We start from the raw sequence: 20776 nt of genomic DNA, 5'->3' as shown, positions 1-20776 counted from the left end.
CTTTCATATTCGAGCTTGGCAGGCACATCTTGGGAGGTAAGGGCCATCATGACATTTGAAACCGGCACAGACTTTACGCAGGAAGAAATCGCGTTCGCTGAGAGCTATCGGCTACGGGAGTATCCCTCAGACGTCGATCCGCAGGTTGAAACGCTGGTGAAGGATCTGATCACAGGGTTTGCCGATAAGTGGACCTTCAAGATCCTGGATACGCTGTGGGAAGAGGGAACCTTGCGGTTCACGCAATTGTCGCGTGAGGTGCCAGAGATCAGTCAGAAGATGTTGACCCAGACCTTGCGTCGCATGGAGCGGGATGGCCTGGTGATCCGCACGATGTATCCTTGTGTGCCGCCCAAAGTGGAATACAGACTGTCTGCGCTTGGCTTGAGCCTGGGGGCGGCATTTTGCAACATCTGGGTGTGGGCGATTGAGAATCTGGACCGGGTCAGCGACGCGCGCGAGATGTTCGACGACAAGCCATGACCTGCGCGTCAGGGCTTGTTATCGGACCGCAATACCTTGTCGAAAACGGTCGGATGATCCTGCGGCGTTTCGGCGAAAGCCACGGAGGTGGTGCTGTCTCCGGCATCTTCCGGATTGTCAGCATCAGGTCGCGGCATTGGCGTGTCTTTCACCCCGCGTAGGACGGTCGAATTGCCATTGGCATTCAACAGGCCCGCGGTCACGAGTTCCGGAGCGCGACACTTCGGGTCTTGTGAAAGCGACACGGTCTGGGCGCTGATGCGCTTGACGTTGTCGATGATCCAGGCGGTATGTCTTTCCTGCCGGTGCAGTTCCTGTAATTTCTTGCCGTCGAGAATGCGACCAGCCCGGATACGGGTATGGCGGGAATCGATGTAGTGGCCTTTGACGCGCAACTCGTAGTAGAGGTGCGGACCAGTAGAATAACCTGTCGACCCAACGAAGCCGATGACCTAGCCCTGATGCACGCGCTCTCCGACGTGCAGAGACTTGGGGTGGCCGGATAAGTGGGCGTAGGTCGTCTCAAAGCCTTGGTCATGCTCGACACGAACGTATTTGCCGTAGCCTTTTTGCCAGCCAATCACTGTGACATTGCCATCCCCGCCAGAGACGACGGGCGATCCCATGGGCGCAGGATAATCATTGCCCTCATGAAACAGGCGCTTGTGCAGCACAGGGTGCATACGCCAGCCAAAGCCATCGCCGTCCCGTTTATAGTCCAGTGCCGGGCGCCGCATCAGGAAAACGGTCATGGATTCTCCACGAGCGTTGTAGAAGTCCTTCGGTACGTCCGGTGAACCATAGTGGTAAAATTTGTGGTGCTTGCCTTCCAGAGTAAAGTCGGCGAACACCAGTTGGCTCTTGCCCTTTTTGCTGATCGGGGTGCGAAACAGCACGTCGACATGATTGTTGTCGGACAAGCCGCATTGCGTCGACAGGCGGTTGAGCTTCGACAATTTCCGCAGGTTCTTCATGATCACAGCGGGAACCCGAATGTTGTCTTTCTGGCCCGCGGCCCAATCGACACCCTGCAAAAGCGATCCTGCTGTCGCCTTACGCGCATCCATCATAGCCTCTTCACTGAGGCTGGAGATGACGTCGCGGTCGTGCACCTGAACAAATTTACCCTCATGGGTGCGGGCGTAATCGTGCGTGAGTTGCTTGTTGCCCGATGTCTCCCGAATGGCGATGATGTGGGAGGATGTGTCACTGGTGGTGCGGAAAAACAGGGACAGGCTCTGGCCGCTATGCAAGCCTTTCAGACCGCTCGCCTTCTGAAAGGCAAGGATGTCGCTTTCATGCATGTGAGCAGTGGTCAAAAGCTTGTCGAGGGACTGGTCGTCCCGTGGCAAGACAACAATGCGCTCAATCCGCGATGTCGGCTGCGTGGCATGTACGACGCTGAGATTGATCGGCGTGTCCTGAATAAGTCTCGGGTTGTCAGAAGCGTTGTCGCTTGTCGCTGTGGGGTCGAAATCGCTGGTTCCGGACTGGTTTTCTTCAAGTGTGGCGCGATGCAGCACGGCAGAATGAAGCAGGGCAGACTTCAGATCGCTGCGTTCATCAAGCAGGTTCTTGGGCGTCTGGTGCTGGTAGAAATTCACGCGAACGAAATGGTAGCTGTAAAGCGCGGTGACGCCCTTTTGAGTGCCCTCGGCGATGCGCAGTTGTTCCGGCTTGCGGGTCTTGAACCAGGAGACCACTTCCTTGCCGGCGCGCAGCATGGCTTTGCCAGCGCGCGCGGGGGCCTGTTCCAGCGGTTGCTGCAACTTGGCGATCTCGTCAAGTGTTTGAACGTGATGCTTGCTGTCGAGCAATTTCCATACGCCAACACTCAGTCCGACAACACAGACAGCCCCAACACAGGTCAGGGCGATCAGATGGCGGCCATGATGACCCCAGGAAAAATGATGATGCGTCTTTGGAACCGAAAGGGGTGCGTCGAGGTTCTCGTCTTGCTGGTTGGGTCGGGTCACCTTGCGACGGCTCGGCTTCATCAAGACGGTCCTCTGTCTTCCAATAGGCTGCGTGTTTTGTGTGCTTAAGGATTGAGAGGCCTGAGGAATCGTACGGATGTGGTAGTCCGACGACGCAAAATTTCAAGTCCTGAATCCCCTGAACATTAATTAACCAAATGTGGCGGTTTCTTGGTAGTGCGCAGCCAATCTGCGATTGAACACAAGAGATCCGCCGATTTCCTCAGGCATCTTCTGTCAAGGACTTCAGTCGCATGGACGGCTATCCATGCGAAAGTTCATTTGAAGATTTGTACCTACACGCCTCTGTTTGCAAGAAGAGCCTTCGTAGTCGTGTCATGGAAGTTTCATGCAGGTGCCACGCACCTGTCACGCCTCGGGTTCATTTGCCCTGAAAGCGAATGTTCGCTTTTTCAAAAGCATGGGGTGTGTTCATGAATAGACGTCAATTCCTCAGCGCAAGCGCCTTGTCGGCTGCTGGTGCGCTTATGCTGCCACGCATTGCTTTCGCGGCCGATGGCATGATCAACATCTATACAGGGTCGGATTCCAATATTTCCGATTTCTGGAATAATGAAATTCTGCCGGCCTTCAACAAGGCACACCCCGAGTATCAGACCCGTATTGTCGATGCGGGCGATACCAACGGACTGAGCGCGATGGCCGACCGTGCCATGGCCGCACTGAAAAATAATTCCGATCCGCAGGTCGAGATGTTTGAAGCCTTCGATCCGATGATCACCAAGGATGCCATCAAGGATGGTCTTTGGGTGAACTTCAAGGAAGCTGGCCTTGCGAACTATGCGCATGTCAATCCGGAAGCCATTCAGACCGACTACAGCCTGCCATATCGTGGCAGCCAGGTGTTGTTGGCCTATGACAAGACAAAGCTGAAGCCTGCTGATGCGCCCAAGACGTGGGAAGAGCTGACGGCATGGATCAAGGCCAATCCGGGGCAGTTCATCTATAATCGTCCTGACAAGGGTGGCTCGGGCGGTAACTTCGTCCGTCGTGCAATCCATCAAGCCAATGGCCTGAACCCGAAGAAGTTCACCTTGAAGAACTATTCGGACGAATATGCCGAAAAGTCGCTGACGCCGGCTTGGAAGATCCTCAACGATCTGGCGCCGTCGCTCTATGAAAAAGGTCATTACACCTCCGGTAACACCCAGTCGGTGCAGTTGCTTGCACAGGGCGTTGTGACCATGGTTCCGGTCTGGTCCGACCAGATCCTTCAGGCGCTGTCCGAAGGTGTTCTCGATCCGGAAACAACGGGCCTTGTCCAGCTTCAGGATCTGGCCCTTTGTGGTGGCTTTTCGCGTATCGTCATGCCGACCAATGCCAAGGAACTGGACGGAGCCAAGGCTCTGGCCAATTTCGTCCTTTCCAAGGATATCCAGACAGCCATCATCACCAAGCTCGGTGGTTTCCCGGGTGTGAGCTGGGATTATGTCGATCCGGATCTCAAAGAAAAATACAAAGACGTCATTCCGACATCGATCCCGACGTTCCCAAGTGGCCCCTGGGACAATGCTGTCAATGATGGCTGGTATCGCAACGTTGCCCCGAATGTGAAGCGCGGGTGATTTGATGACCGGTCAACAACTGTCTGTTGGCCGGAAGTCTGTGCGGAAATTTACGGGAAGCGGACTGCAGGGTCTGCTTCTCGTTGCGCTTCCGGTGCTGCTTCTGGGCTGGCTCATCATCTATCCGATTTTCAACGCCATTGTCAGCAGTGTGCTGGTTGAAGGCCCGGATGGCCCGCATCTGTCGTTCGAGACGTATCGTTTTTTCTTTTCCGATGCCTACAGTCTCAACAATCTGTGGCTGACCATCTGGGTCAGTGCCGTGTGTGTGGCTTTGCTGTTGTGCATCTGCTTTCCCATCGCCCTTTACTTGCGGTTTTCAAAGGGGCGCGTGGCCTCCTTCGTGCAAGGGCTGGCGCTGTTTCCGATGTTTGTGCCTTCGGTCATTCTGGCTTATGCGATCATCCGGAGCATCGGCCCCAACGGTGCGGTTGACATCGTGCTGAATGCGCTCGGCCTGCCGAAACTGGCAACCCCTTATCTGACGCCTGCCGGGCCGATCATCGGTCTTGTGTGGGACAATATCCCGCTGACCGTGTTGATGCTCACTGCGGGGCTTGGGTCTGTCAGCGACAATGCTGTCGATGCAGCGCGTGATGTGGGGGCAGGCAAGTTTGCAATCCTGTGGCACATCATTCTGCCGCGCATGACCAATGCCCTGCTGGTGGTGTTGAGCTTTTCCATCCTCAGTATTTTTTCTTCCTTCACCTTGCCATATCTGCTTGGCCCGGCCTCGCCCGAGATGATGGGGCCGTTCATGCAGCGCACGTTTTCTGACCTGAGCAATCCGCAACAGGCTATCACGCAGGCGGTGGTGACATTTGTGATCTGTGCCATCTTCGGGGCGTTCTACGTCTGGTCGATTGCCCGCAACGGGGAGGGCCGTTCATGAGCGTTCCTGCATCCATTCCACAGGCTGTGCCCCACGCCCAGCGTCTCGACAAGCCCGGCATCGACTGGAAGGGTCTGACACTTGCCACGTTGCTTGGCATCGTCATCATCATTCCGTTGCTGGTGGTCGCAATCTGGGCCTTCGCCGAGGTGTGGCGTTATCCGGCTTTGCTGCCGCAGCGCTTCGGCTTGCGCTTTTGGCATGCAACGTTTGCGCGCGCCGATGTCTGGTCAGCACTGACATTGTCATTGCGCCTTGCCACCACGGTTACTTTGTTGTCGGCGATAATCTGTTTGCCCGCAGCCTATGCATTCGCACGCATGAAATTCCCCGGCAAGAATATCTTCTTCCTGTCGTTTCTCGCCAGCCATGCGTTTCCCAAGTTCGGCCTCCTGGTCGCCATCGCCGGTATTTTCCTGCATCTGGGGTTGATTGCCACTTTTTGGGGGGTCGTGCTGATTCAGCTTGTCGGCACCTTGATGCTGATGATCTGGATCCCTGTTGCGGCGTTTCAAAACGTCGACCGGCGCATGGAAGAGGCGGCACGTGATGCGGGGGCGGGGCCGTTGCGGGTGTTCTGGGCGATCAGCCTGCCACAAGCAGCGCCCACTATCTTTGCCGCCATCCTTCTGACGTTTGTTCAGACGTTTTATGAAACCGAGGGCGCCTGACTGATCGGCGCGCCGGAAATCCGCACCATGCCGGTGCTGATGATCACTTACATCAACCATCAGCTTGTGGTGCAATATGGCGCCGTGCTCTCCGTCCTGCTCTGGGTGCCCTCGTTTGTGGCCCTGATGTTCGCACGCCGGATGATTGGCTCGGACTCCTTCGCCCGCGGTTTCGGCGTCTAATCGAAAAGGTTCTTCGACATGGCTCAACTGACCCTGTCCAATCTCCACAAGGCATTCGAGCAGACGGCGGCCGTCCGGGATGTCAATCTGGATGTTCGCGATGGCGAACTTGTGTGTCTGCTTGGTCCCTCAGGTTCCGGCAAATCGACGGTCCTTCGCATGGTGGGTGGCTTTGAAACCCCGACCAGCGGTGTGATCGCCATTGACGGCGAGGATGTAACGCGGGTGCCACCGGAAAATCGACCCACCGGCATGGTGTTTCAAAGCCATGCGCTGTGGTCGCATATGAGTGTGGCGCAGAATATTGCCTTCGGCTTGAAGCTGCGCAAATTGTCCCGCAAAGTCATTCAGGAGCAAGTAGCAAATGTGCTGGAAATGGTCGGCCTTGCCGATCATGGTCAGCGCCGCGTCTGGCAGCTTTCCGGTGGACAGCAACAGCGTGTGGCGATTGCCCGCTCTCTCGTTCTGGAACCCAAAATCCTACTTCTGGATGAACCCTTCGCCAGTCTTGACCAGCATCTGCGGGAGCGCTTGCGCGAAGAAGTCCGCGATATTCAACGCCGTGTCGGCATTACCACCTTGTTCGTCACCCATGGACAAGACGAAGCCCTTGCCATGGCGGACCGCATCGTCGTACTGCGCAATGGGATGATCGAGCAGGTGGATACGCCCAATCGGGTGTATCGCAATCCACAAACGCGTTTTGTGGCCGGGTTCATCGGGTCGATGAATTTCATCGAAACGGAGATCTGCAACGGTCGCATCGCGCATCCTGATTTCCCGCTTGCGGTGGCACTTGATGATGGCGTGGCAACGCTGGCAGTCCGCCCGGAGGCGGTTCGCCTGTCTCCGTCGGCGGAGGCGAAAAGTACGGTGCATTTTGCCACGGACTTTGGCACACATATTCTGGTGACCGTGGATCTGGGCGACGGCACGCAGATCAAGGCTTTGTGTCCACCGGATGTGCGGCTCGGTACTGGTCAGCGTGTATCTGTGAGTGTCGACAAGTTTGCGGTCTATCGCAATGATGTTGTTGTAAAGCGCGCCGAAGGAGCCATTCATGCTGCTGCCTGATCTGCCGATCTTCGCCAGTCTGAACGGTCACAAGGCCTGGCTGAAGTGGCATCGCGGTCGCCGGTTTCCCGGTGACGTTGAGTTTTCGCCGCAGCGTATCTTGGAAGGGTTGCAGGGCGGTGCCAGTGTTGAAGTGGATCTGCTGCCGCACAAGGGGGGCGGGTTTGCCGTGCTGCATGATGACCTGCTGGAGAGCCGCACGACCGGGCATGGCCCAGTTGCCGAGGCAACTGCGGATGACCTGCGCACTCTGCACCTGCTGACCAATGACGGCGAGCGCAGCCCGTATCCAGTGGCCGTGCTTGGGGATTTGTGCCGAAACGTTGCGGCCCTGACGCTACCGGATGAAGCGGTCTTGCAACTGGATCTGAAATCGGGCCTGAGTGATCTTAGCGACGCGGATGTTGCGGCGTTTGTGAAAGATGTCGCGCCGGTGGCCCGTCATATGATCCTGTCTGGCGGTGATGTGCGAGCGGTCCGCTATCTCGCCGATGCCTTGCCCGATCTGCGGGTTGGCCATGACCCGTGCCATTTCGGTGTTGCCGCAGAAACTTGTCGCACCCGGCAGTATGCAGAGTTTGTCGAGACGGCGCTGGGCGAGGCTCCTGCGGCTGCGACGGTTTATCTGGAAGCTGATCTGGTCTTGCAGGCCGCAGTCGATGGCTTTGACGTGATTGCCGCTTTTCATCGAGGCGGCAAAGGAGTTGATGCCTATACGATCAACGTGGCGAGCGATGGAACTGCGGCGCGTGTGCGGCAATTGCTGGAGTTGGAGGTCGATCAGATCACGACAGATGATGCACAAGGCTTTTACAGTCGCTTTCCCGATTAGGTCTTCGAGGCATTCAATCAGGTATAAATGCGAGCGGAAACCAGTCTGACGCCTGACATGCCGTCGCGTGGACCTTTCCGTATCGTTTGGCTATGACCTTAAAATGCGTTTTGATTATGCGACGGCGTCCATCCGGCGGTCCGCTGGACGGTTGAGCGGGAAAGCACAGCGTTTGTCGAGGAAGTCTTGCATATGTCGAGAACAAGCCGCCTGTTTGAATTGATCAGAGTGTTGCGCGCAAACAGGATGCCGGTGACCGCCATCGATTTGGCGCAGGCGCTGGATGTCTCGCAGCGCAGCATATATCGCGACATTGAAACTCTGCGTTCGCTGGGCGCACTTGTCGATGGCCAGGCTGGGCGTGGGCTATTGTTTGCGGAAAGGGTTCTTCCTGCCGGAGTTTGCATTTTCGACCGATGAGCTGGATGCCTTGATCCTTGGGCTCGGCTGGGTGCAGCAGCGCGCGGATCCGTCCCTGGCACAGGGCAGTGAAAGTGCTCTGGCAAAAATCTTGTCCTCTGCAAAGGATGGCGGCGGGACAGGGGAGGGACCTCCCGCGCTTGCCGCCGCCGCCTCGGTGTCCGAGCGCGTGGATCCTCCACAGGCCGCTTTATTGCGTGACGCGATCTCGTCGGCAACGCAAGGTTTCGATTGGTTATGAAGATGCGCAGGGCGCAGTGTCGAAGCGCACTATCTGGCCGATTGCCCTCATTTATTTTGACGATGTGCGTGTGTTGGCGGCTTGGTGCGAACACAGATCGGACTTTCGCCACTTTCGTCTTGATCGGCTTCACGTGAGAGAAATTTTGGCAGAACGTTATCCGGGCCGACGCCAATCGATCATGAGGCAATGGCGTGAGCAGGATCGAGACTGGCGTTCACTCCTGACAGTTTCTGACACACCGACACGCTAACTTTGCGGGAGGCGCATTTTCAGCGCCCCAGCAAAGGATTAAGATAAATGGTCGGATTTTCACCTGCTGCCTTTGACGCCTTCATGAGAGAAGAAGACGAGACAGCCGTTGTCATGCTGAATCTCATCCGGTTTGTGCCGGATGGTGGGCGGGAAAAATATCTGCAATACCTGCAAATGGCCCAGCCAATACTGGCCCGTTTTGGCGCGAAGATTCTGTTCGGCGGTGATGGTCATCCGGTGCTCACCACAGGAGAGGTCCAGGGATGGGATGCCGTTGTGCTGGTCCAATATCCGCGTCGGGCCGTCTTCAAGGATATGGTTGCAGATTCGGACTACCAAGTGGCGTTCAAGGTCGGAGAATCCGCGATTGCTGAGATCATTCTACAACCGCTGACAATGATCGACGGACTGGTCGCATCCAGAAAGACAGGTTGGGAGGGGCCGTGTGGGTCTCTTCCGACGATAGCCGAAACCTGTAGGCCATTGGAGCGGAGCGGGTCCGGGTCGGACATTTTATGGGGCACGCCTAGCGTCCAATTCTAAGGGGTGAAGCGGTCACGATAGTCCTGTGGCGCGATGGCGAGATGCCGCAGGAACAGTCGTCTCAAGCTGCCTTCGCTTTCCAGACCTACCTCCCGCGAAATCTGCTTGATTGATTTGCGCGTTGACACGAGTGCGGCGCGGGCGGCTTCCAGTCGCAGCGCTTCAACGGTTTGCATGGGTGTGCGACCTGTCGCCTCGCGGTAGTGGCGTCGGAAGGAGCGCTCCGACATTCCGCTTTCTGCGGCCAGTCGATCCAAATCGAGCCGCTTGTCCAGATTGTCGGCCATCCATGCGTCAAGAGAGGCAAAGCGGGCGTTGTTCGCACTTTGCGCTGTCAGGGCCTGACTGAACTGAGACTGGTCGCCGGGTCGGTGCATGTAGACCACCATGTTGCGCGCCACTTCGATGGCCAGATCATGACCACGATCTTCTGCGATCAACGCCAGTGCCAGATCAATGCCCGCTGTCACCCCGGCGGATGTCCAGATGCGGCCACCGTTGATGTAGATTGGTGTCATGTCGACCTGTACTGACGGGAAACGCTGTGCCAATTGCACGGCCCATTTCCAGTGCGTGACGGCGCGCTGGCCATCCAGAAGGCCGGCCTCGGCAAGCAGGAAGGCGCCCGTGCAGACAGAGCAGATCCTCGCTATGTCTGCCGTGCTGTCGCGCAACCAGTCCACCAATCCCTGATTGAACGGGGGAGTGCCATTGCGGCTGCCTCCCGGAATAATCAGCAAGTCGATGTCCGACGGCGTGAGGTTCTCTAGCGCCAGCGTTTCGATTGACAATCCGGGACCGGTGGCGATCGCCCCGCCATCGGGGGAGGCGACGAGCAGGCGGTAAGCGGGGCGGCCGCTCCGGTCAAGGGAAGAAGCGGAGGCAAACGCCTGCATCGGGCCGCCCAGATCAATCAGATTGACGCCGTCAAACGCAACGAGAACGATGGTCTTTTGAAGCGCGTCATTCATGCGGGGCTCAGTCTTTCCGGTGTCGTTTGCCAACGCAGTGTGGCCACAAGCGAGATTGCTAGGAGCGGCACAGTGAGCAGCGCGGTCATGCTCCAACCGATGTAGAGCAGCAATGGACCGGCAGACAGGGCGCCGAGTGCTGTCATGGCATAGCGGCAGAATTCCGCCATCCCCTGCACGCGCGCCTCTTCCCCTGGTCGGTGAGCCTTGGTCAAAAGGGTGGTGCCGCCGACATACATGAAGTTCCAGCCGACGCCGAGGGCGAACAGGGCCACGTGAAAGCCAAGGTTGCTCTGGGACGTCAAGGCGGTGGCAACGCAGATCAGATTGATGATCAGACCGGTGTACAGCACACGCGCCAGACCAAAGCGGGTAATGAGCAGGCCTGTGAAGAAGGACGGTCCATACATGCCCACGAGATGCCATTGGATGATGCTGGCTCCTGCCGGAATACCAAGCCCCATGTGAACGGCGGCAATTGGTGCAGCGGTCATGATTGTCATCATGACCATGCCGGCAATAACGTTGTTGGCAAGGGCAGCAACGAAGATCCGGTCTTGCAGCAGGTCACGGTAAGTGCGCGGCGGCTGGGCCATCGATGCGTTTGCTGTCTCTTGTGTCGAGGCAGGCCGCTTCTGATAGGCCATCAGAATGGCGCTTGAGGCGAGAGCGAGCACGGTTACGGCCAGATAAGCCCCGGCAAAAGGCACGCCGGTCAGCCAGTTTCGGCTCCAGGAGGCAAGAGCAGGTCCGGCAATGGCGGCGATCAGCCCTCCGGCAAGAACAATGGAGATCGCGCGCGATTTGAACTGATCCGGCAATCCATCGGCTGCGGCCAGACGATAATATTGGCCGAATGCCTGCCAGATGCCAACCAGAAGCGTTCCCAGACAAAACAGCCAGAAGTTGGCTTGTGCAAGAGCTGCCACAGAGACGATGCCCCCGACCGCGCCGCTTGTGGCCCCTGCCAGGAAGCCTGCCCGGCGTCCGCGGCGTTGCATGAAGTTGGCCGCCCCCCATGTGGTCATTGCTGCGCCAACGGTGATCAGGGCAAAGGGCAGGGTTGCCAGCGCTGGCGTGGGGGCGAGTGTGTAGCCTGCGACCCCCGTCAGCGTCAGGTCAATGGAAATGGAGCAAACGAATAACGCATTGCACAGCGTCAACACGGCTGAGTTGCGACGCGCGGTTCTGACTGTCGCCTGTTCTGTCATATCGAAGTCTCTCTCATTCACGGCTGAGTATGAAAGAGGCTTGCCATGTTTCCAATTGGCCGGATGGCCAATTTGTGGGCAAATCCGGCCAATCTGGTTTTATTTGCGCAAAATAGGGTGCTTGGTCACGTCTACGCGTCCTTAAAACCCTGTAGGAGCCAGCCGTGCGTGCTGGGTGTTGCGGCCAGAATGGCACCTGTGTCCGTTGTCTTCTGGGCACCGGCAAAGTCGGTGACGATACCACCGGCTTCCCGCAGGATCAGTACCGATGCGCCAAAGTCATGCAAGGACAAGCCATCTTCAAAGAAACCGTCCAGGCGACCACAGGCGACATAGGCAATCGACAGCGCAGACGACCCAAGTCGACGCACTCCGGCAGAGGTGTCCATCGCCCGGCGTAGGGCGGCGTGATAGGTGGACTCGGAAACACTGGTGACCTGACCGGGCAGTGGCAATCCGGCGCCGATCAGCGTGTCGACCATGCTGTCGACCTTGACAACGCGTAAAGGATCACCGTTCACAGCCGCTCCCTTGCCTTTTTCGGCGGCAAACATTTCGTCCAGCATCGGGTCATAAACGACCCCCGCGACGACGTCCCCGTGCTCAACGACCGAAATCACCACGCCGAAATGCGGCAGGCCCCAGGCGAAGTTCGACGTGCCGTCAATGGGGTCGATGACGAAGCGAGGCACGTCCGCGCCCATGTCACGATCGCCGACCTCCTCTTCCCCTTCCACTGAATAATCGGGAAAATGGCTCATGAGATGTGTGACAATGATGCCCTCGACGGCGACATCAACGTCGGTCTGATAGTCGCGGGCACCCTTGTGAACCATACCATCAGCGGAAAAGCGTTTCAGGCAATCGCGTGCATGTGCTCCCCCAGCAAGAGCTGCCTGCGCGAGCACCACGAGACGTGGACTTGCCCAGTCGGGCAGACGTGAGGAAGCGGCAGTCATGATGGCAATCCTTTGTGGTGAGGGCGTGAGGAGAGGTGCCAAGCATAGGCTGTGACAGCGAAATTTTGCAACAAAATGACAAACCGTGCAGCAGTTTCGTGACCGCAAAGCGGGTTGAAGACTTCGGCACGGCGCGAGCACCGGGCAATCGACAGACAAAGTCAGATCCTGAACCTTGACCTTCCAGTAACTGGAATCCTTATGTTGGGTACAGATGAAAGCGCAAGGCTCTCTTGCGCCCACTTTATACAACAGGAAAGGCTGGCCCCATGTCTGATGACGGACACTGCTGTGGAAGCTCGACTGACGCTCATACTGCCGCCCAAACATCTAGCCAAACCGCTGTTGATCCGGTCTGCGGCATGGATGTCAGCATCACCGAGACGACGCCTCAGACAACGCATGAGGGGCAGACCTATTTCTTTTGTTCGGTGGGGTGCCGGGATAAATTCAACGCTGATCCGGCTGCCTATCTGAAGGCTGCCCCTGCATCTGCGACAGGTCATGATCAGCCTCACGCCGGGCACGATCATGGTGGCCACGAGCATGGCTGTTGTGGTGGCCATGGCAAGGCAACGCCTTCACCAGATGAGACAGACGGCGAAACCGCGATTGATCCGGTGTGCGGTATGACCGTGAAACTGAATGCCGGAAAACCGCATCTTGCCTACAAGGGGGAGGACTATCATTTCTGTAGCCAGAAGTGTCACGACCGCTTTGAGGCGGATCCCTATTTCTTCCTGTCCGGCAACAACAAGAAGGCCGGGAAGAAGGTCGCTGCTGACACCAAGTTCACGTGTCCGATGGATCCGGAAATCGTGCAGGATGGGCCGGGCACCTGTCCGATCTGTGGCATGGCGCTGGAGCCAATGAGCGGTGTTTCGGAAGGCCCAAATGAAGAGCTGATTGATTTTACCCGGCGTCTGGTTGTCAGCGTTGTTGCGGCTGTTCCCTTGTTGCTCCTCACGATGGGACCGATGGTGGGACTTCCGGTGCGCGACGTCTTTGGCGAGACGGTTGCCCGGATCATAGAATTGGTTCTGGCGACACCTGTAGTGGTGTGGGCGGCAGCTCCGTTCTTTCAGCGCGGCTGGATGTCGGTGAAAACGCGGCATTTCAACATGTGGACGCTGATCATGCTGGGTGTGGGGGCAAGTTATGGCTACAGTCTGATTGCGACCGTGTTTCCCGGTGTTTTTGAACGCGCCTTCGCCAATATGGGCAGCGATGTGCCGGTGTATTTCGAATCCTCCGTAGTCATCATTGCCCTGATTTTTGTCGGTCAGGTGTTGGAGTTGCGCGCCCGCGAGAAAACGGGAGATGCCATCGCCAGCTTGTTGAACCTCGCACCCAAGACAGCGCGACGCATTACACCAGATGGTGATGAATATGATGCGCCGCTGGACAATATTCTGACCGGCGACATATTGCGCGTCAGAGCCGGAGACAGCGTTCCCGTAGATGGGCGTGTACTGGAAGGTCACTCCTCGATTGATGAAAGCATGGTCACGGGTGAACCCATTCCGCAAGAAAAGGGGGAAGGGGATCAGATCGTCGGCGGCACGTTGAACGGGTCAGGCACTCTGGTCATGGAAGCTGAAAAGGTTGGCAGTGATACGGTGTTGTCGCGGATCGTCGAGATGGTGGCCGGGGCACAGCGCTCGCGGGCTCCAATCCAGGGTCTGGCAGACCGGGTGGCAGGATGGTTCGTGCCAGGTGTCGTGCTCGTGGCTCTTGTTGCCTTTCTCCTGTGGTGGGCCGTTGGGCCATCTCCTGCTTTCATTCATGCGGTCGTGGCAGCCGTCTCCGTTCTGGTCATTGCCTGTCCCTGTGCGCTTGGTCTGGCAACGCCCATGGCGATCATGACGGCGACAGGCAGAGGGGCACGGGCCGGTGTGCTGGTTCGCGATGCCGAAGCTCTTGAGACACTTGCGCGCGTCGATGCGCTGGTGATCGACAAGACGGGAACGTTGACCGAGGGGCGGCCCAGCGTCACGGAGGTCGTCGCTGCGGGGGACCAGAGCCGGGAGGATATTCTGGGGCTGGCCGCAGCTCTTGAACGTGGTTCGGAGCATCCCTTGGCGGATGCCGTTCAACGGGCCTTCGAGAGCAGTGGCGCAGCACGCCCTGCGGCCGTTGAGAACTTTGAAACCCTCACCGGACGCGGCGTGAAGGGCTCTCTTGATGGCCGCGACGTTGCACTTGGCAATGCACGTCTGATGCAGGATTTGGGCATTGCTACAGATCAGCTTGAGGCGTTGAGGGAGAGGCTTGATGCGCCTGAAAGCACGTTGATCTATCTTGCCGAGAAGCAGCAGCTTGTCGGGATTCTTGGCTTGGCGGATCCCGTGCGCTCAGGATCTGCCGGGTTGGTGAAGACATTGCGCCAGACTGGCTTGCGGGTCATCATGGCAACCGGCGACAATGAGGCCGCAGCAACGGCGGTCGCTCGTGAACTGGGCGTTGACGAAGTGCATGCAGGGCTGTTGCCGGAGGGCAAGAAAGCTCTGATCGAGCGCTTGAAACAAGATGGCGTGACGGTTGCCATGGCGGGTGATGGCATCAATGATGCTCCGGCTCTGGCCAGTGCCAACGTTGGCCTTGCAATGGGAAGTGGCTCTGACGTGGCGGTGGAAAGTGCCGGTCTGACTTTGCTCAATGGTGACGTGGGGGCCGTGTTGCGGGCAAGGGAACTGGCACAGGCAACGCTGACGAATATTCGGCAAAACCTGTTTTTCGCCTTTGCCTACAATGGGGTCGGTGTGCCGATTGCAGCCGGTATTCTGTATCCTTTCACCGGCTTGACATTGTCGCCGATGATTGCTGCCGCTGCTATGAGCCTGTCGTCAGTCTCGGTCATTACGAATGCCTTGAGATTGCGCCGTCTGAAACTTTGAAATGGATTGACACGGAATGACAATGAACATTGGGCAGGCATCCGAGGAAACCCGGCTGTCAGCGAAGACCATTCGCTATTACGAACAGATTGGTTTGGTTGAGCCGGACCGGCTGCCCAATGGTTATCGCAGCTATTCCGACAAGCAGGTGCATCGTCTGCGTTTTGTTCAAAGAGCCCGGGCGTTGGGTTTTACCATCGATGAATGCCGTTTGCTCCTGTCGCTTTATGATGATCAGCGCCGGGAAAGCCAGCAGGTGAAACAGATCGCCGAAGCGAAGGTGCGTGAGCTTGATCAGAAGATCGAGGAAATGCGCAGTCTGCAATCGACATTGCGCCATCTGGTATCCTCCTGTCACGGTGATGATCGCCCCGATTGCCCGATTATTGATGACCTTGCTGGAATTTCTTTTAAGTAATTTTTCTTTTCATCGATTTTATTATTTAGTATTTTTACGTATTCGCTGAAATTTTCAAATTTATAAGAGTTATTACTTATTTTTTAGAGATAAAATTTCTATATTTACAATATATTATATATGCTTTTTAGAGAATTGATCATGACTTGCTTCTAGAATTGGGCGGGTTAATGATAGGAATTCTTCGGCTATGTCTCACTTTGTTCGGGGTAAGGAGGATCCTTGGGAGTTGTTGAGATGTATTGCCTCAACCGCGTATCAGGGAATTATCGTGACGGACCGTGACTTGCAGGTCGTCATGATCAACGATACCGCCTTCAAGATTCTCGGTATTCCAAAAGATCTCTTGCAGGGAGATCCAAGCCTCTCTCGATTGCTGCACTTCTTTGCTGACCGCGGTGACTATGGCGAGGGGGATGCACAAAGCTATGTGCAAGAAAGGCTTCAGAGTACGCGAACCGGTAAGCCCAGTGATGTCGTGATTGAGAAGCCCAAGGGGCGCATGTTGCGATTGCAGACAAGCCCGCTTGAGGGGGGCGGGATTGTGACGACTTATACGGACGTGACGCGGGATTTTTTGAGCAGCGTCGGATCCAGGAAGAGCAGGAACGTCTTGAGCAGGCGTTGGGAGAGCGGACGCGCGAGTTGAAGGCGAGCAGTGATCTGTTTTTCAACGCCCTTGATGTTCTGTCTGAGGGGATTGCGATTTCGGATGCCGATGGTCTCGCTGTAATGGCCAACGCCAAGATGAAACAAATCTATCCCGAATTGAATGATCTCATTACGGAGGGTGGAAAGGCCTCGGATATTTTTCGACGCGTTTTTGCCGATGAGCCGGACCATGAAGCCCAGATGCTGCAAAGTGAGGGCGAAAGCGAGGGAGCAGACTGGGTTGAGCGCCAGTTCCCCGATGGGCGATGGTATCGCGTCTCGCGTTCGGTCATGCCAGACAAATCCCTGATTTCAGTCTATGCCGATGTGACGCACTACAAGCAGCAGAACGCTGTTCTACAGCAACACGCTCAAGAGTTGGTGCGCCACCTGCGCCAGGAAAAACAGCTCACCGAGATGCAGCGCGAATTTGTCTCGATGGCGTCGCACGAATTCCGCACGCCTTTGGCAATCATTGACAGTAATGCGCAGCGTTTGATCCGCCGCGGCGATAAGATCTCTGCCGAAAAGCTGCAGGAGCGGCTGTCTAATATTCGGGATGCAGTTGGGCGCATGCAGTATCTGATCAACCGTTTTTTGAATTTTTCTCAAGCGCAATCCCTGAACGGCATGCAGATCAAGTTGGGACGTCATGACTTAAAGGAGCTGGTTCGGCATGCAAGTGCGCGTGAGCAAGATGTCAGCAACAATCACAGTATTACATGCGATATCGAAAGCCTTCCAAGGTTTATAGATATGGATTCAAAGCTGATTGAACAGTGTGTATCTAATATTTTGTCAAATGCTGTGAAGTACTCTCCGGATTGTAATGAGATCTTTTTGTCGGGATATTGTGATGGCGGCCATGCCGTGATCCGGGTTGAGGATAGAGGTGTTGGAATTCCTTTTGATGAGCAGAAGAAAATCTTCAATCGCTATTTCCGAGCGTCAACGTCCAGCGGTATTGCAGGGACGGGCATCGGATTGAATATGACGCAGATGATCGTCAAGCAGCACGGCGGCACAGTGGAACTGGAAAGTGAAGTCGGTAAAGGGACCGTGGTCACTTTGAAGCTGCCGCTTCAGGCGCAGGCCGGACAAGGGCAGAGAGCCCTTCGGGGAGCGTCATCGAGCATGCGTTCGGCATCGAATGAGGAGGCATGATCCAATGAAGAAGAAGACAACGATCCTGTGTGTTGAAGACGAAAAGTTGCTGTTGGAAGACATCAGTGAAGAACTCGAAGATGCTGGGTATACGGTTGTGGCTGCGACCAACGGTCAAGAAGCCCTGTCCATTCTGGAAGAAACCCAGGTTCACCTGATCCTCTGCGATATGATGATGCCCAAAATGGATGGCCCGACGTTGCTCCAGACGATCCGGACCGAGTATCCGAGCTTGAGCAATGTGCCATTTATCTTTCTGACAGCGAAAGCCACGCGTGAGAATATCATCGAAGGCAAGAAGCTGTGCGTCGACGACTATCTGACAAAGCCGGTCGACTATGATCTTCTGTTGGCAACGGTTGAGGCAAGTCTCGCTCAGGTGGAGCGTATGGCGACGGAGAACCACAAGAAACTCAAGAAAATCTATAAATATTTCCAGTCGCAGCAGCGTCAGACGCCGGAGGTCTCGGCTGTGCCAGAGACCTTGACGCTGCTGTTGTCATCTCCCAAGCCCGCCCTTCTGCAACCTCTTGCCAATGCCCTGCGGGAGTTGGGGTGTGATGTGATGCTGGCAAGTGAAGATGAGATCATGTCGCCGAATTTTCGGGATACATCCCCGGATCTGTTTTTCGCTGTCTACACTCAGGCCATGCATAATTACATGATGGCGCGTGGTGTGGGGCCAAGAATGACACAGCTCAAGGAGCGTTGTGTCTTTCTGGCCCCTCCAAGGTTGCCGGTCGAAAAACTTCAGCTTTTGCAATCGACCGGGGTCAGGGAGTACATCCAGTTTCCGTATCCTCCGATTGAGGTGTTCAAGTTTCTCATGCGCAAAATGCGCGGCGCAGTGTGCTGACGTGAGCCTTGGTGCTTGCGTCAGCAGGCTTTTTTGTGGAACTATTCCCGTGATTTAAGCGAATGCCAGCGCCGGTCAGATGAAACCAACACAGATGGTTTTCTGGAGGGCGATCTTCTGCCTTGCTTCGGTGGCAAAAGGCAACGTTTCCAATATCAGATATTAGAAAGGTTTTCTGCCTGTGAGCACGAGAGGCTTTGTGCTGGCCTCGATGTGCCGGGTCGGTTAGATCTGTGGCGTCAAGGGAATCAGGAGTTTTTTATGTCTGCGCCGATCGTTAGTGTCGTGATGCCAGTCTACAATGGGGCGTCTTTTGTCGCGGAGGGCATTCAATCTCTCTTGCAGCAAACCTTGTCCGATTTTGAGATTATCGTGGTTGACGATGGGTCTACAGACGAGACTGCAACGATTGTTGACGCTCTTGAAGATCCCCGCATCAGGCTGATCAAGCAGTTAAATCAGGGCGTCGCGGTTGCTCGTAACACTGGGCTGGAGCATGCGCGCGGGGAGTACATCGCGTTTCAGGACCATGATGACATGTCGGTGCCCGAACGTCTTGAAACGCAGGTCGCTTATTTGCGGTCGCATCCGGGTGTCGGGCTCGTTGGCAGTTGGTCCATGATTATTGATACTGAAGGCGTGTCTCGAAAGGGTCATGAACATCCTCTGAGTGATGCGCAATTGCGTTTCGATCTAATGTTCGACAATCCGTTTGTGGCCAGTTCAATCATGGTGCCTCGCCATGTGATCGATAAGGTCGGAGGGTTTGAAATCAATCCGGCAGGCCATCCGGAAGACCTGGAGCTTTGGTCGCGGATTTCTCGTTGTTATCGGGTGGCAAATTTATCTGAACGACTGGTTCTTTATCGCTACAGGTGCCGGGAAGTCTTTCCGGTACATTGCTGCCGTCCAGCATTGCATCATTAGTGTCGGAAAATATGGCTGCGATCTGGGGTTTAGATGCGCCGACACCTGCTATGGTTGATTTGTCACTTTTACAGCATAGCGTTTATCAGGAGATGTCCGATAAGCCTGATTTTGTTTCAATCTTTGAAGTTGTCCGATCGGCAGCGCGATATTTGGGCGAGGATAAGGAAAGTGAAGTTATGTTAATGAAATGCGCTAAAGAACGTATTCATGGTTTGATATATTATTCCCCCTCGGAAATTTTTCCGATTGGCTTGAAGATTAAACGGAGAATTTTAAGGTCAATTAAAAAAATTAAACGAATTTATTCGAAATTTTATTCTAAAAATTAGAATAGCCGTGAAAATATTCTTCTTTTAGTTTTCTCTGAAATAATTTTTGTGAAATTTTCTCATTATCCGAAGTCCTCGGGAGGTGTTCGGGCCCTTGTGCTTTGACAATCAGCGGCGAGTCTCGCTAGATGTGCGCTCAACTGGAACAAGGGTACGGGGCATGGGTGTGAGAGTACTGGTAACAGGCGGGGCCGGCTTTCTTGGGTCGCACCTCGTTGAGCGATTGCTGGACCGGGGCGATGAGGTTCTATGCCTTGATAATTTTTATACAGGCACGCGACGGAATGTTGAGCACCCTGATCGGTCACCCCCGGTTTGAATTGATGCGTCACGATGTGTCTTTCCCGCTGTATGTTGAAGTGGATGAAATCTATAATCTCGCCTGTCCTGCATCGCCAGTACACTATCAGCATGACCCTGTTCAGACGACCAAAACCTCGGTTATTGGTGCAATCAACATGCTGGGGCTGGTCAAGCGTCTGCGTGCCAAGATCCTCCAAGCTTCTACGTCAGAGGTTTATGGGGATCCATCAATTCATCCTCAGGTCGAGGAGTATTGGGGCAATGTAAATCCGGTTGGCATCCGGTCTTGTTACGACGAGGGTAAGCGCTGTGCGGAGACGTTGTTCTTTGATTATCGTCGACAGCATGACCTTGCGGTCAAAGTGGTTCGTATTTTCAATACTTATGGTCCGCGGATGCATCCCAATGATGGGCGTGTTGTTTCGAACTTTATCGTTCAGGCCCTGAAAGGTGACGATATCACCATTTTTGGCGAAGGCCTTCAGACACGTTCGTTCTGCTATCGTGACGATCTGGTCGAAGCCATGCTTCGCATGATGGCAACTCCAGACGACGTGACTGGGCCGGTTAATATCGGTAATCCTAATGAGTTCACGATCCGCTCGCTTGCCGAGTTGATCCGCAAATGACAGGATCCTCTTCCAAACTTGTCTTCAAGCCATTGCCGCAAGACGATCCGGTGCAAAGACAACCCGATATTTCGTTGGCCAAAGATCTTCTCGATTGGGAACCGACCGTCGAACTGCGTCAAGGTCTTGCCAAGACTATCGAGTATTTTGATATGCGCCTGAAAGACAATCACTGACGCCTGATCTCCATGACTGATTTGAAATGCGCGGCGCAGTGTGTTGACGTGAGCCTTGGTGCTTGCGTCAGAAGGCTTTTTTGTGGAACTATTCCCGTGATTTAAGCGAATACCAGCGCCGGTCAG

The 20776-nt window shown here is 55.5% G+C and carries 21 protein-coding genes and 2 pseudogenes; 18 read left to right on the top strand and 5 right to left on the bottom strand.

All coding sequences use genetic code 11. From position 1 onward, the window contains the following. Positions 1 to 48: 48 nt before the first annotated feature. The gene (locus tag AC0L7U_RS05670) at positions 49 to 483 is read left to right on the top strand and encodes a winged helix-turn-helix transcriptional regulator (protein WP_473694485.1); all 435 of its coding nucleotides are present in this window, start codon (positions 49 to 51) and stop codon (positions 481 to 483) included. Between the two features lie 8 nt (positions 484 to 491). On the opposite strand, the gene AC0L7U_RS05665 is transcribed toward AC0L7U_RS05670, so the two are convergent. After that, the gene (locus AC0L7U_RS05665) at positions 492 to 878 is read right to left on the bottom strand and encodes a hypothetical protein (RefSeq protein WP_473694483.1); all 387 of its coding nucleotides are present in this window, start codon (positions 876 to 878) and stop codon (positions 492 to 494) included. A 57-nt stretch (positions 879 to 935) separates the two neighbouring features. Beyond that, the gene (locus AC0L7U_RS05660) at positions 936 to 2480 is read right to left on the bottom strand and encodes a M23 family metallopeptidase (protein WP_473694481.1); all 1545 of its coding nucleotides are present in this window, start codon (positions 2478 to 2480) and stop codon (positions 936 to 938) included. Between the two features lie 413 nt (positions 2481 to 2893). Between AC0L7U_RS05660 and AC0L7U_RS05655 the strand changes: the two genes are divergently transcribed. From AC0L7U_RS05655 to AC0L7U_RS05615, 9 genes and pseudogenes are all read left to right on the top strand, one after another. Further along, positions 2894 to 4045, top strand: a complete 1152-nt coding sequence (locus AC0L7U_RS05655) for an extracellular solute-binding protein (RefSeq protein WP_473694479.1) — start codon at positions 2894 to 2896, stop codon at positions 4043 to 4045. A 4-nt stretch (positions 4046 to 4049) separates the two neighbouring features. Next, a complete protein-coding gene (locus tag AC0L7U_RS05650) occupies positions 4050 to 4937 on the top strand; it encodes an ABC transporter permease (RefSeq protein ID WP_473694477.1) in 888 nt (295 codons plus the stop codon). A 59-nt stretch (positions 4938 to 4996) separates the two neighbouring features. After that, positions 4997 to 5791 (top strand): annotated as a pseudogene (locus AC0L7U_RS05645) (ABC transporter permease). Between the two features lie 18 nt (positions 5792 to 5809). Beyond that, entirely contained in the window at positions 5810 to 6865 is a 1056-nt protein-coding gene (locus AC0L7U_RS05640; protein ID WP_473694475.1) for an ABC transporter ATP-binding protein, read from the top strand. Continuing rightward, positions 6852 to 7697 (top strand): glycerophosphodiester phosphodiesterase, encoded by an 846-nt coding sequence (locus AC0L7U_RS05635; RefSeq protein WP_473694473.1) that lies wholly within the window; start codon positions 6852 to 6854, stop codon positions 7695 to 7697. The genes AC0L7U_RS05640 and AC0L7U_RS05635 overlap by 14 nt, the downstream gene beginning before the upstream one ends. Positions 7698 to 7889: 192 nt before the next feature. After that, positions 7890 to 8117 carry an HTH domain-containing protein gene (locus AC0L7U_RS05630; protein ID WP_473694471.1) on the top strand — a complete coding sequence of 76 codons (228 nt, stop codon included), beginning with the start codon at positions 7890 to 7892 and terminating at the stop codon, positions 8115 to 8117. Then, the gene (locus tag AC0L7U_RS05625) at positions 8044 to 8358 is read left to right on the top strand and encodes a hypothetical protein (RefSeq protein ID WP_473695932.1); all 315 of its coding nucleotides are present in this window, start codon (positions 8044 to 8046) and stop codon (positions 8356 to 8358) included. The genes AC0L7U_RS05630 and AC0L7U_RS05625 overlap by 74 nt, the downstream gene beginning before the upstream one ends. After that, entirely contained in the window at positions 8315 to 8611 is a 297-nt protein-coding gene (locus AC0L7U_RS05620) for a helix-turn-helix transcriptional regulator (RefSeq protein ID WP_473694469.1), read from the top strand. The genes AC0L7U_RS05625 and AC0L7U_RS05620 overlap by 44 nt, the downstream gene beginning before the upstream one ends. A gap of 47 nt (positions 8612 to 8658) precedes the next feature. Further along, positions 8659 to 9156, top strand: coding sequence for a DUF1330 domain-containing protein (locus tag AC0L7U_RS05615; RefSeq protein ID WP_473694467.1), 498 nt, complete (start codon positions 8659 to 8661; stop codon positions 9154 to 9156). Here the strand turns inward: AC0L7U_RS05615 and AC0L7U_RS05610 are convergent. The 3 genes from AC0L7U_RS05610 to AC0L7U_RS05600 all read right to left on the bottom strand — a co-directional run bounded on the left by AC0L7U_RS05610 (position 9153) and on the right by AC0L7U_RS05600 (position 12297). Then, a complete protein-coding gene (locus AC0L7U_RS05610) occupies positions 9153 to 10127 on the bottom strand; it encodes a GlxA family transcriptional regulator (RefSeq protein WP_473694465.1) in 975 nt (324 codons plus the stop codon). The genes AC0L7U_RS05615 and AC0L7U_RS05610 overlap by 4 nt on opposite strands. Continuing rightward, entirely contained in the window at positions 10124 to 11338 is a 1215-nt protein-coding gene (locus tag AC0L7U_RS05605) for an MFS transporter (RefSeq protein WP_473694463.1), read from the bottom strand. The genes AC0L7U_RS05610 and AC0L7U_RS05605 overlap by 4 nt, the downstream gene beginning before the upstream one ends. 131 nt (positions 11339 to 11469) lie before the next feature. Then, positions 11470 to 12297, bottom strand: a complete 828-nt coding sequence (locus tag AC0L7U_RS05600; protein WP_473694461.1) for an inositol monophosphatase family protein — start codon at positions 12295 to 12297, stop codon at positions 11470 to 11472. A gap of 269 nt (positions 12298 to 12566) precedes the next feature. Here AC0L7U_RS05600 and AC0L7U_RS05595 point away from each other — a divergent pair, with 269 nt between their 5' ends. The 8 genes and pseudogenes from AC0L7U_RS05595 to AC0L7U_RS05560 all read left to right on the top strand — a co-directional run bounded on the left by AC0L7U_RS05595 (position 12567) and on the right by AC0L7U_RS05560 (position 20650). Next, a complete protein-coding gene (locus AC0L7U_RS05595; RefSeq protein WP_473694459.1) occupies positions 12567 to 15194 on the top strand; it encodes a heavy metal translocating P-type ATPase in 2628 nt (875 codons plus the stop codon). A 22-nt stretch (positions 15195 to 15216) separates the two neighbouring features. Beyond that, entirely contained in the window at positions 15217 to 15612 is a 396-nt protein-coding gene (cueR, locus tag AC0L7U_RS05590) for a Cu(I)-responsive transcriptional regulator (RefSeq protein WP_473695676.1), read from the top strand. 271 nt (positions 15613 to 15883) lie between these two features. Next, entirely contained in the window at positions 15884 to 16261 is a 378-nt protein-coding gene (locus tag AC0L7U_RS05585; protein WP_473694457.1) for a PAS domain-containing protein, read from the top strand. Next, positions 16258 to 17427 carry a sensor histidine kinase gene (locus tag AC0L7U_RS05580; RefSeq protein ID WP_473694455.1) on the top strand — a complete coding sequence of 390 codons (1170 nt, stop codon included), beginning with the start codon at positions 16258 to 16260 and terminating at the stop codon, positions 17425 to 17427. The genes AC0L7U_RS05585 and AC0L7U_RS05580 overlap by 4 nt, the downstream gene beginning before the upstream one ends. A 4-nt stretch (positions 17428 to 17431) precedes the next feature. Further along, entirely contained in the window at positions 17432 to 18283 is an 852-nt protein-coding gene (locus AC0L7U_RS05575; protein ID WP_473694453.1) for a response regulator, read from the top strand. Between the two features lie 15 nt (positions 18284 to 18298). Beyond that, positions 18299 to 19210, top strand: a complete 912-nt coding sequence (locus AC0L7U_RS05570) for a glycosyltransferase family 2 protein (RefSeq protein WP_473694451.1) — start codon at positions 18299 to 18301, stop codon at positions 19208 to 19210. Positions 19211 to 19221: 11 nt separating this feature from the next. Beyond that, positions 19222 to 19542 (top strand): hypothetical protein, encoded by a 321-nt coding sequence (locus AC0L7U_RS05565; RefSeq protein WP_473694449.1) that lies wholly within the window; start codon positions 19222 to 19224, stop codon positions 19540 to 19542. 160 nt (positions 19543 to 19702) lie between these two features. Next, positions 19703 to 20650: pseudogene (locus tag AC0L7U_RS05560) on the top strand (UDP-glucuronic acid decarboxylase family protein). Positions 20651 to 20776 lie beyond the last annotated feature (126 nt).

Source organism: Roseibium sp. 10G30-5 (assembly GCF_055809635.1).
Note: the sequence above shows the minus strand (reverse complement) of the source record. Positions and strands in the feature narration are given on the sequence as shown.

Coding starts and splice junctions, on each gene's coding strand:
- AC0L7U_RS05595 (WP_473694459.1), top strand. CDS start 12,567: ATGTCTGATGACGGACACTGCTGTGGAAGCTCGACTGACGCTCATACT.
- AC0L7U_RS05670 (WP_473694485.1), top strand. CDS start 49: ATGACATTTGAAACCGGCACAGACTTTACGCAGGAAGAAATCGCGTTC.
- AC0L7U_RS05640 (WP_473694475.1), top strand. CDS start 5,810: ATGGCTCAACTGACCCTGTCCAATCTCCACAAGGCATTCGAGCAGACG.
- AC0L7U_RS05655 (WP_473694479.1), top strand. CDS start 2,894: ATGAATAGACGTCAATTCCTCAGCGCAAGCGCCTTGTCGGCTGCTGGT.
- AC0L7U_RS05630 (WP_473694471.1), top strand. CDS start 7,890: ATGTCGAGAACAAGCCGCCTGTTTGAATTGATCAGAGTGTTGCGCGCA.
- cueR (WP_473695676.1), top strand. CDS start 15,217: ATGAACATTGGGCAGGCATCCGAGGAAACCCGGCTGTCAGCGAAGACC.
- AC0L7U_RS05615 (WP_473694467.1), top strand. CDS start 8,659: ATGGTCGGATTTTCACCTGCTGCCTTTGACGCCTTCATGAGAGAAGAA.
- AC0L7U_RS05600 (WP_473694461.1), bottom strand. CDS start 12,297: ATGACTGCCGCTTCCTCACGTCTGCCCGACTGGGCAAGTCCACGTCTC.
- AC0L7U_RS05575 (WP_473694453.1), top strand. CDS start 17,432: ATGAAGAAGAAGACAACGATCCTGTGTGTTGAAGACGAAAAGTTGCTG.
- AC0L7U_RS05605 (WP_473694463.1), bottom strand. CDS start 11,338: ATGACAGAACAGGCGACAGTCAGAACCGCGCGTCGCAACTCAGCCGTG.
- AC0L7U_RS05635 (WP_473694473.1), top strand. CDS start 6,852: ATGCTGCTGCCTGATCTGCCGATCTTCGCCAGTCTGAACGGTCACAAG.
- AC0L7U_RS05625 (WP_473695932.1), top strand. CDS start 8,044: ATGGCCAGGCTGGGCGTGGGCTATTGTTTGCGGAAAGGGTTCTTCCTG.
- AC0L7U_RS05660 (WP_473694481.1), bottom strand. CDS start 2,480: ATGAAGCCGAGCCGTCGCAAGGTGACCCGACCCAACCAGCAAGACGAG.
- AC0L7U_RS05650 (WP_473694477.1), top strand. CDS start 4,050: ATGACCGGTCAACAACTGTCTGTTGGCCGGAAGTCTGTGCGGAAATTT.
- AC0L7U_RS05610 (WP_473694465.1), bottom strand. CDS start 10,127: ATGAATGACGCGCTTCAAAAGACCATCGTTCTCGTTGCGTTTGACGGC.
- AC0L7U_RS05565 (WP_473694449.1), top strand. CDS start 19,222: ATGGCTGCGATCTGGGGTTTAGATGCGCCGACACCTGCTATGGTTGAT.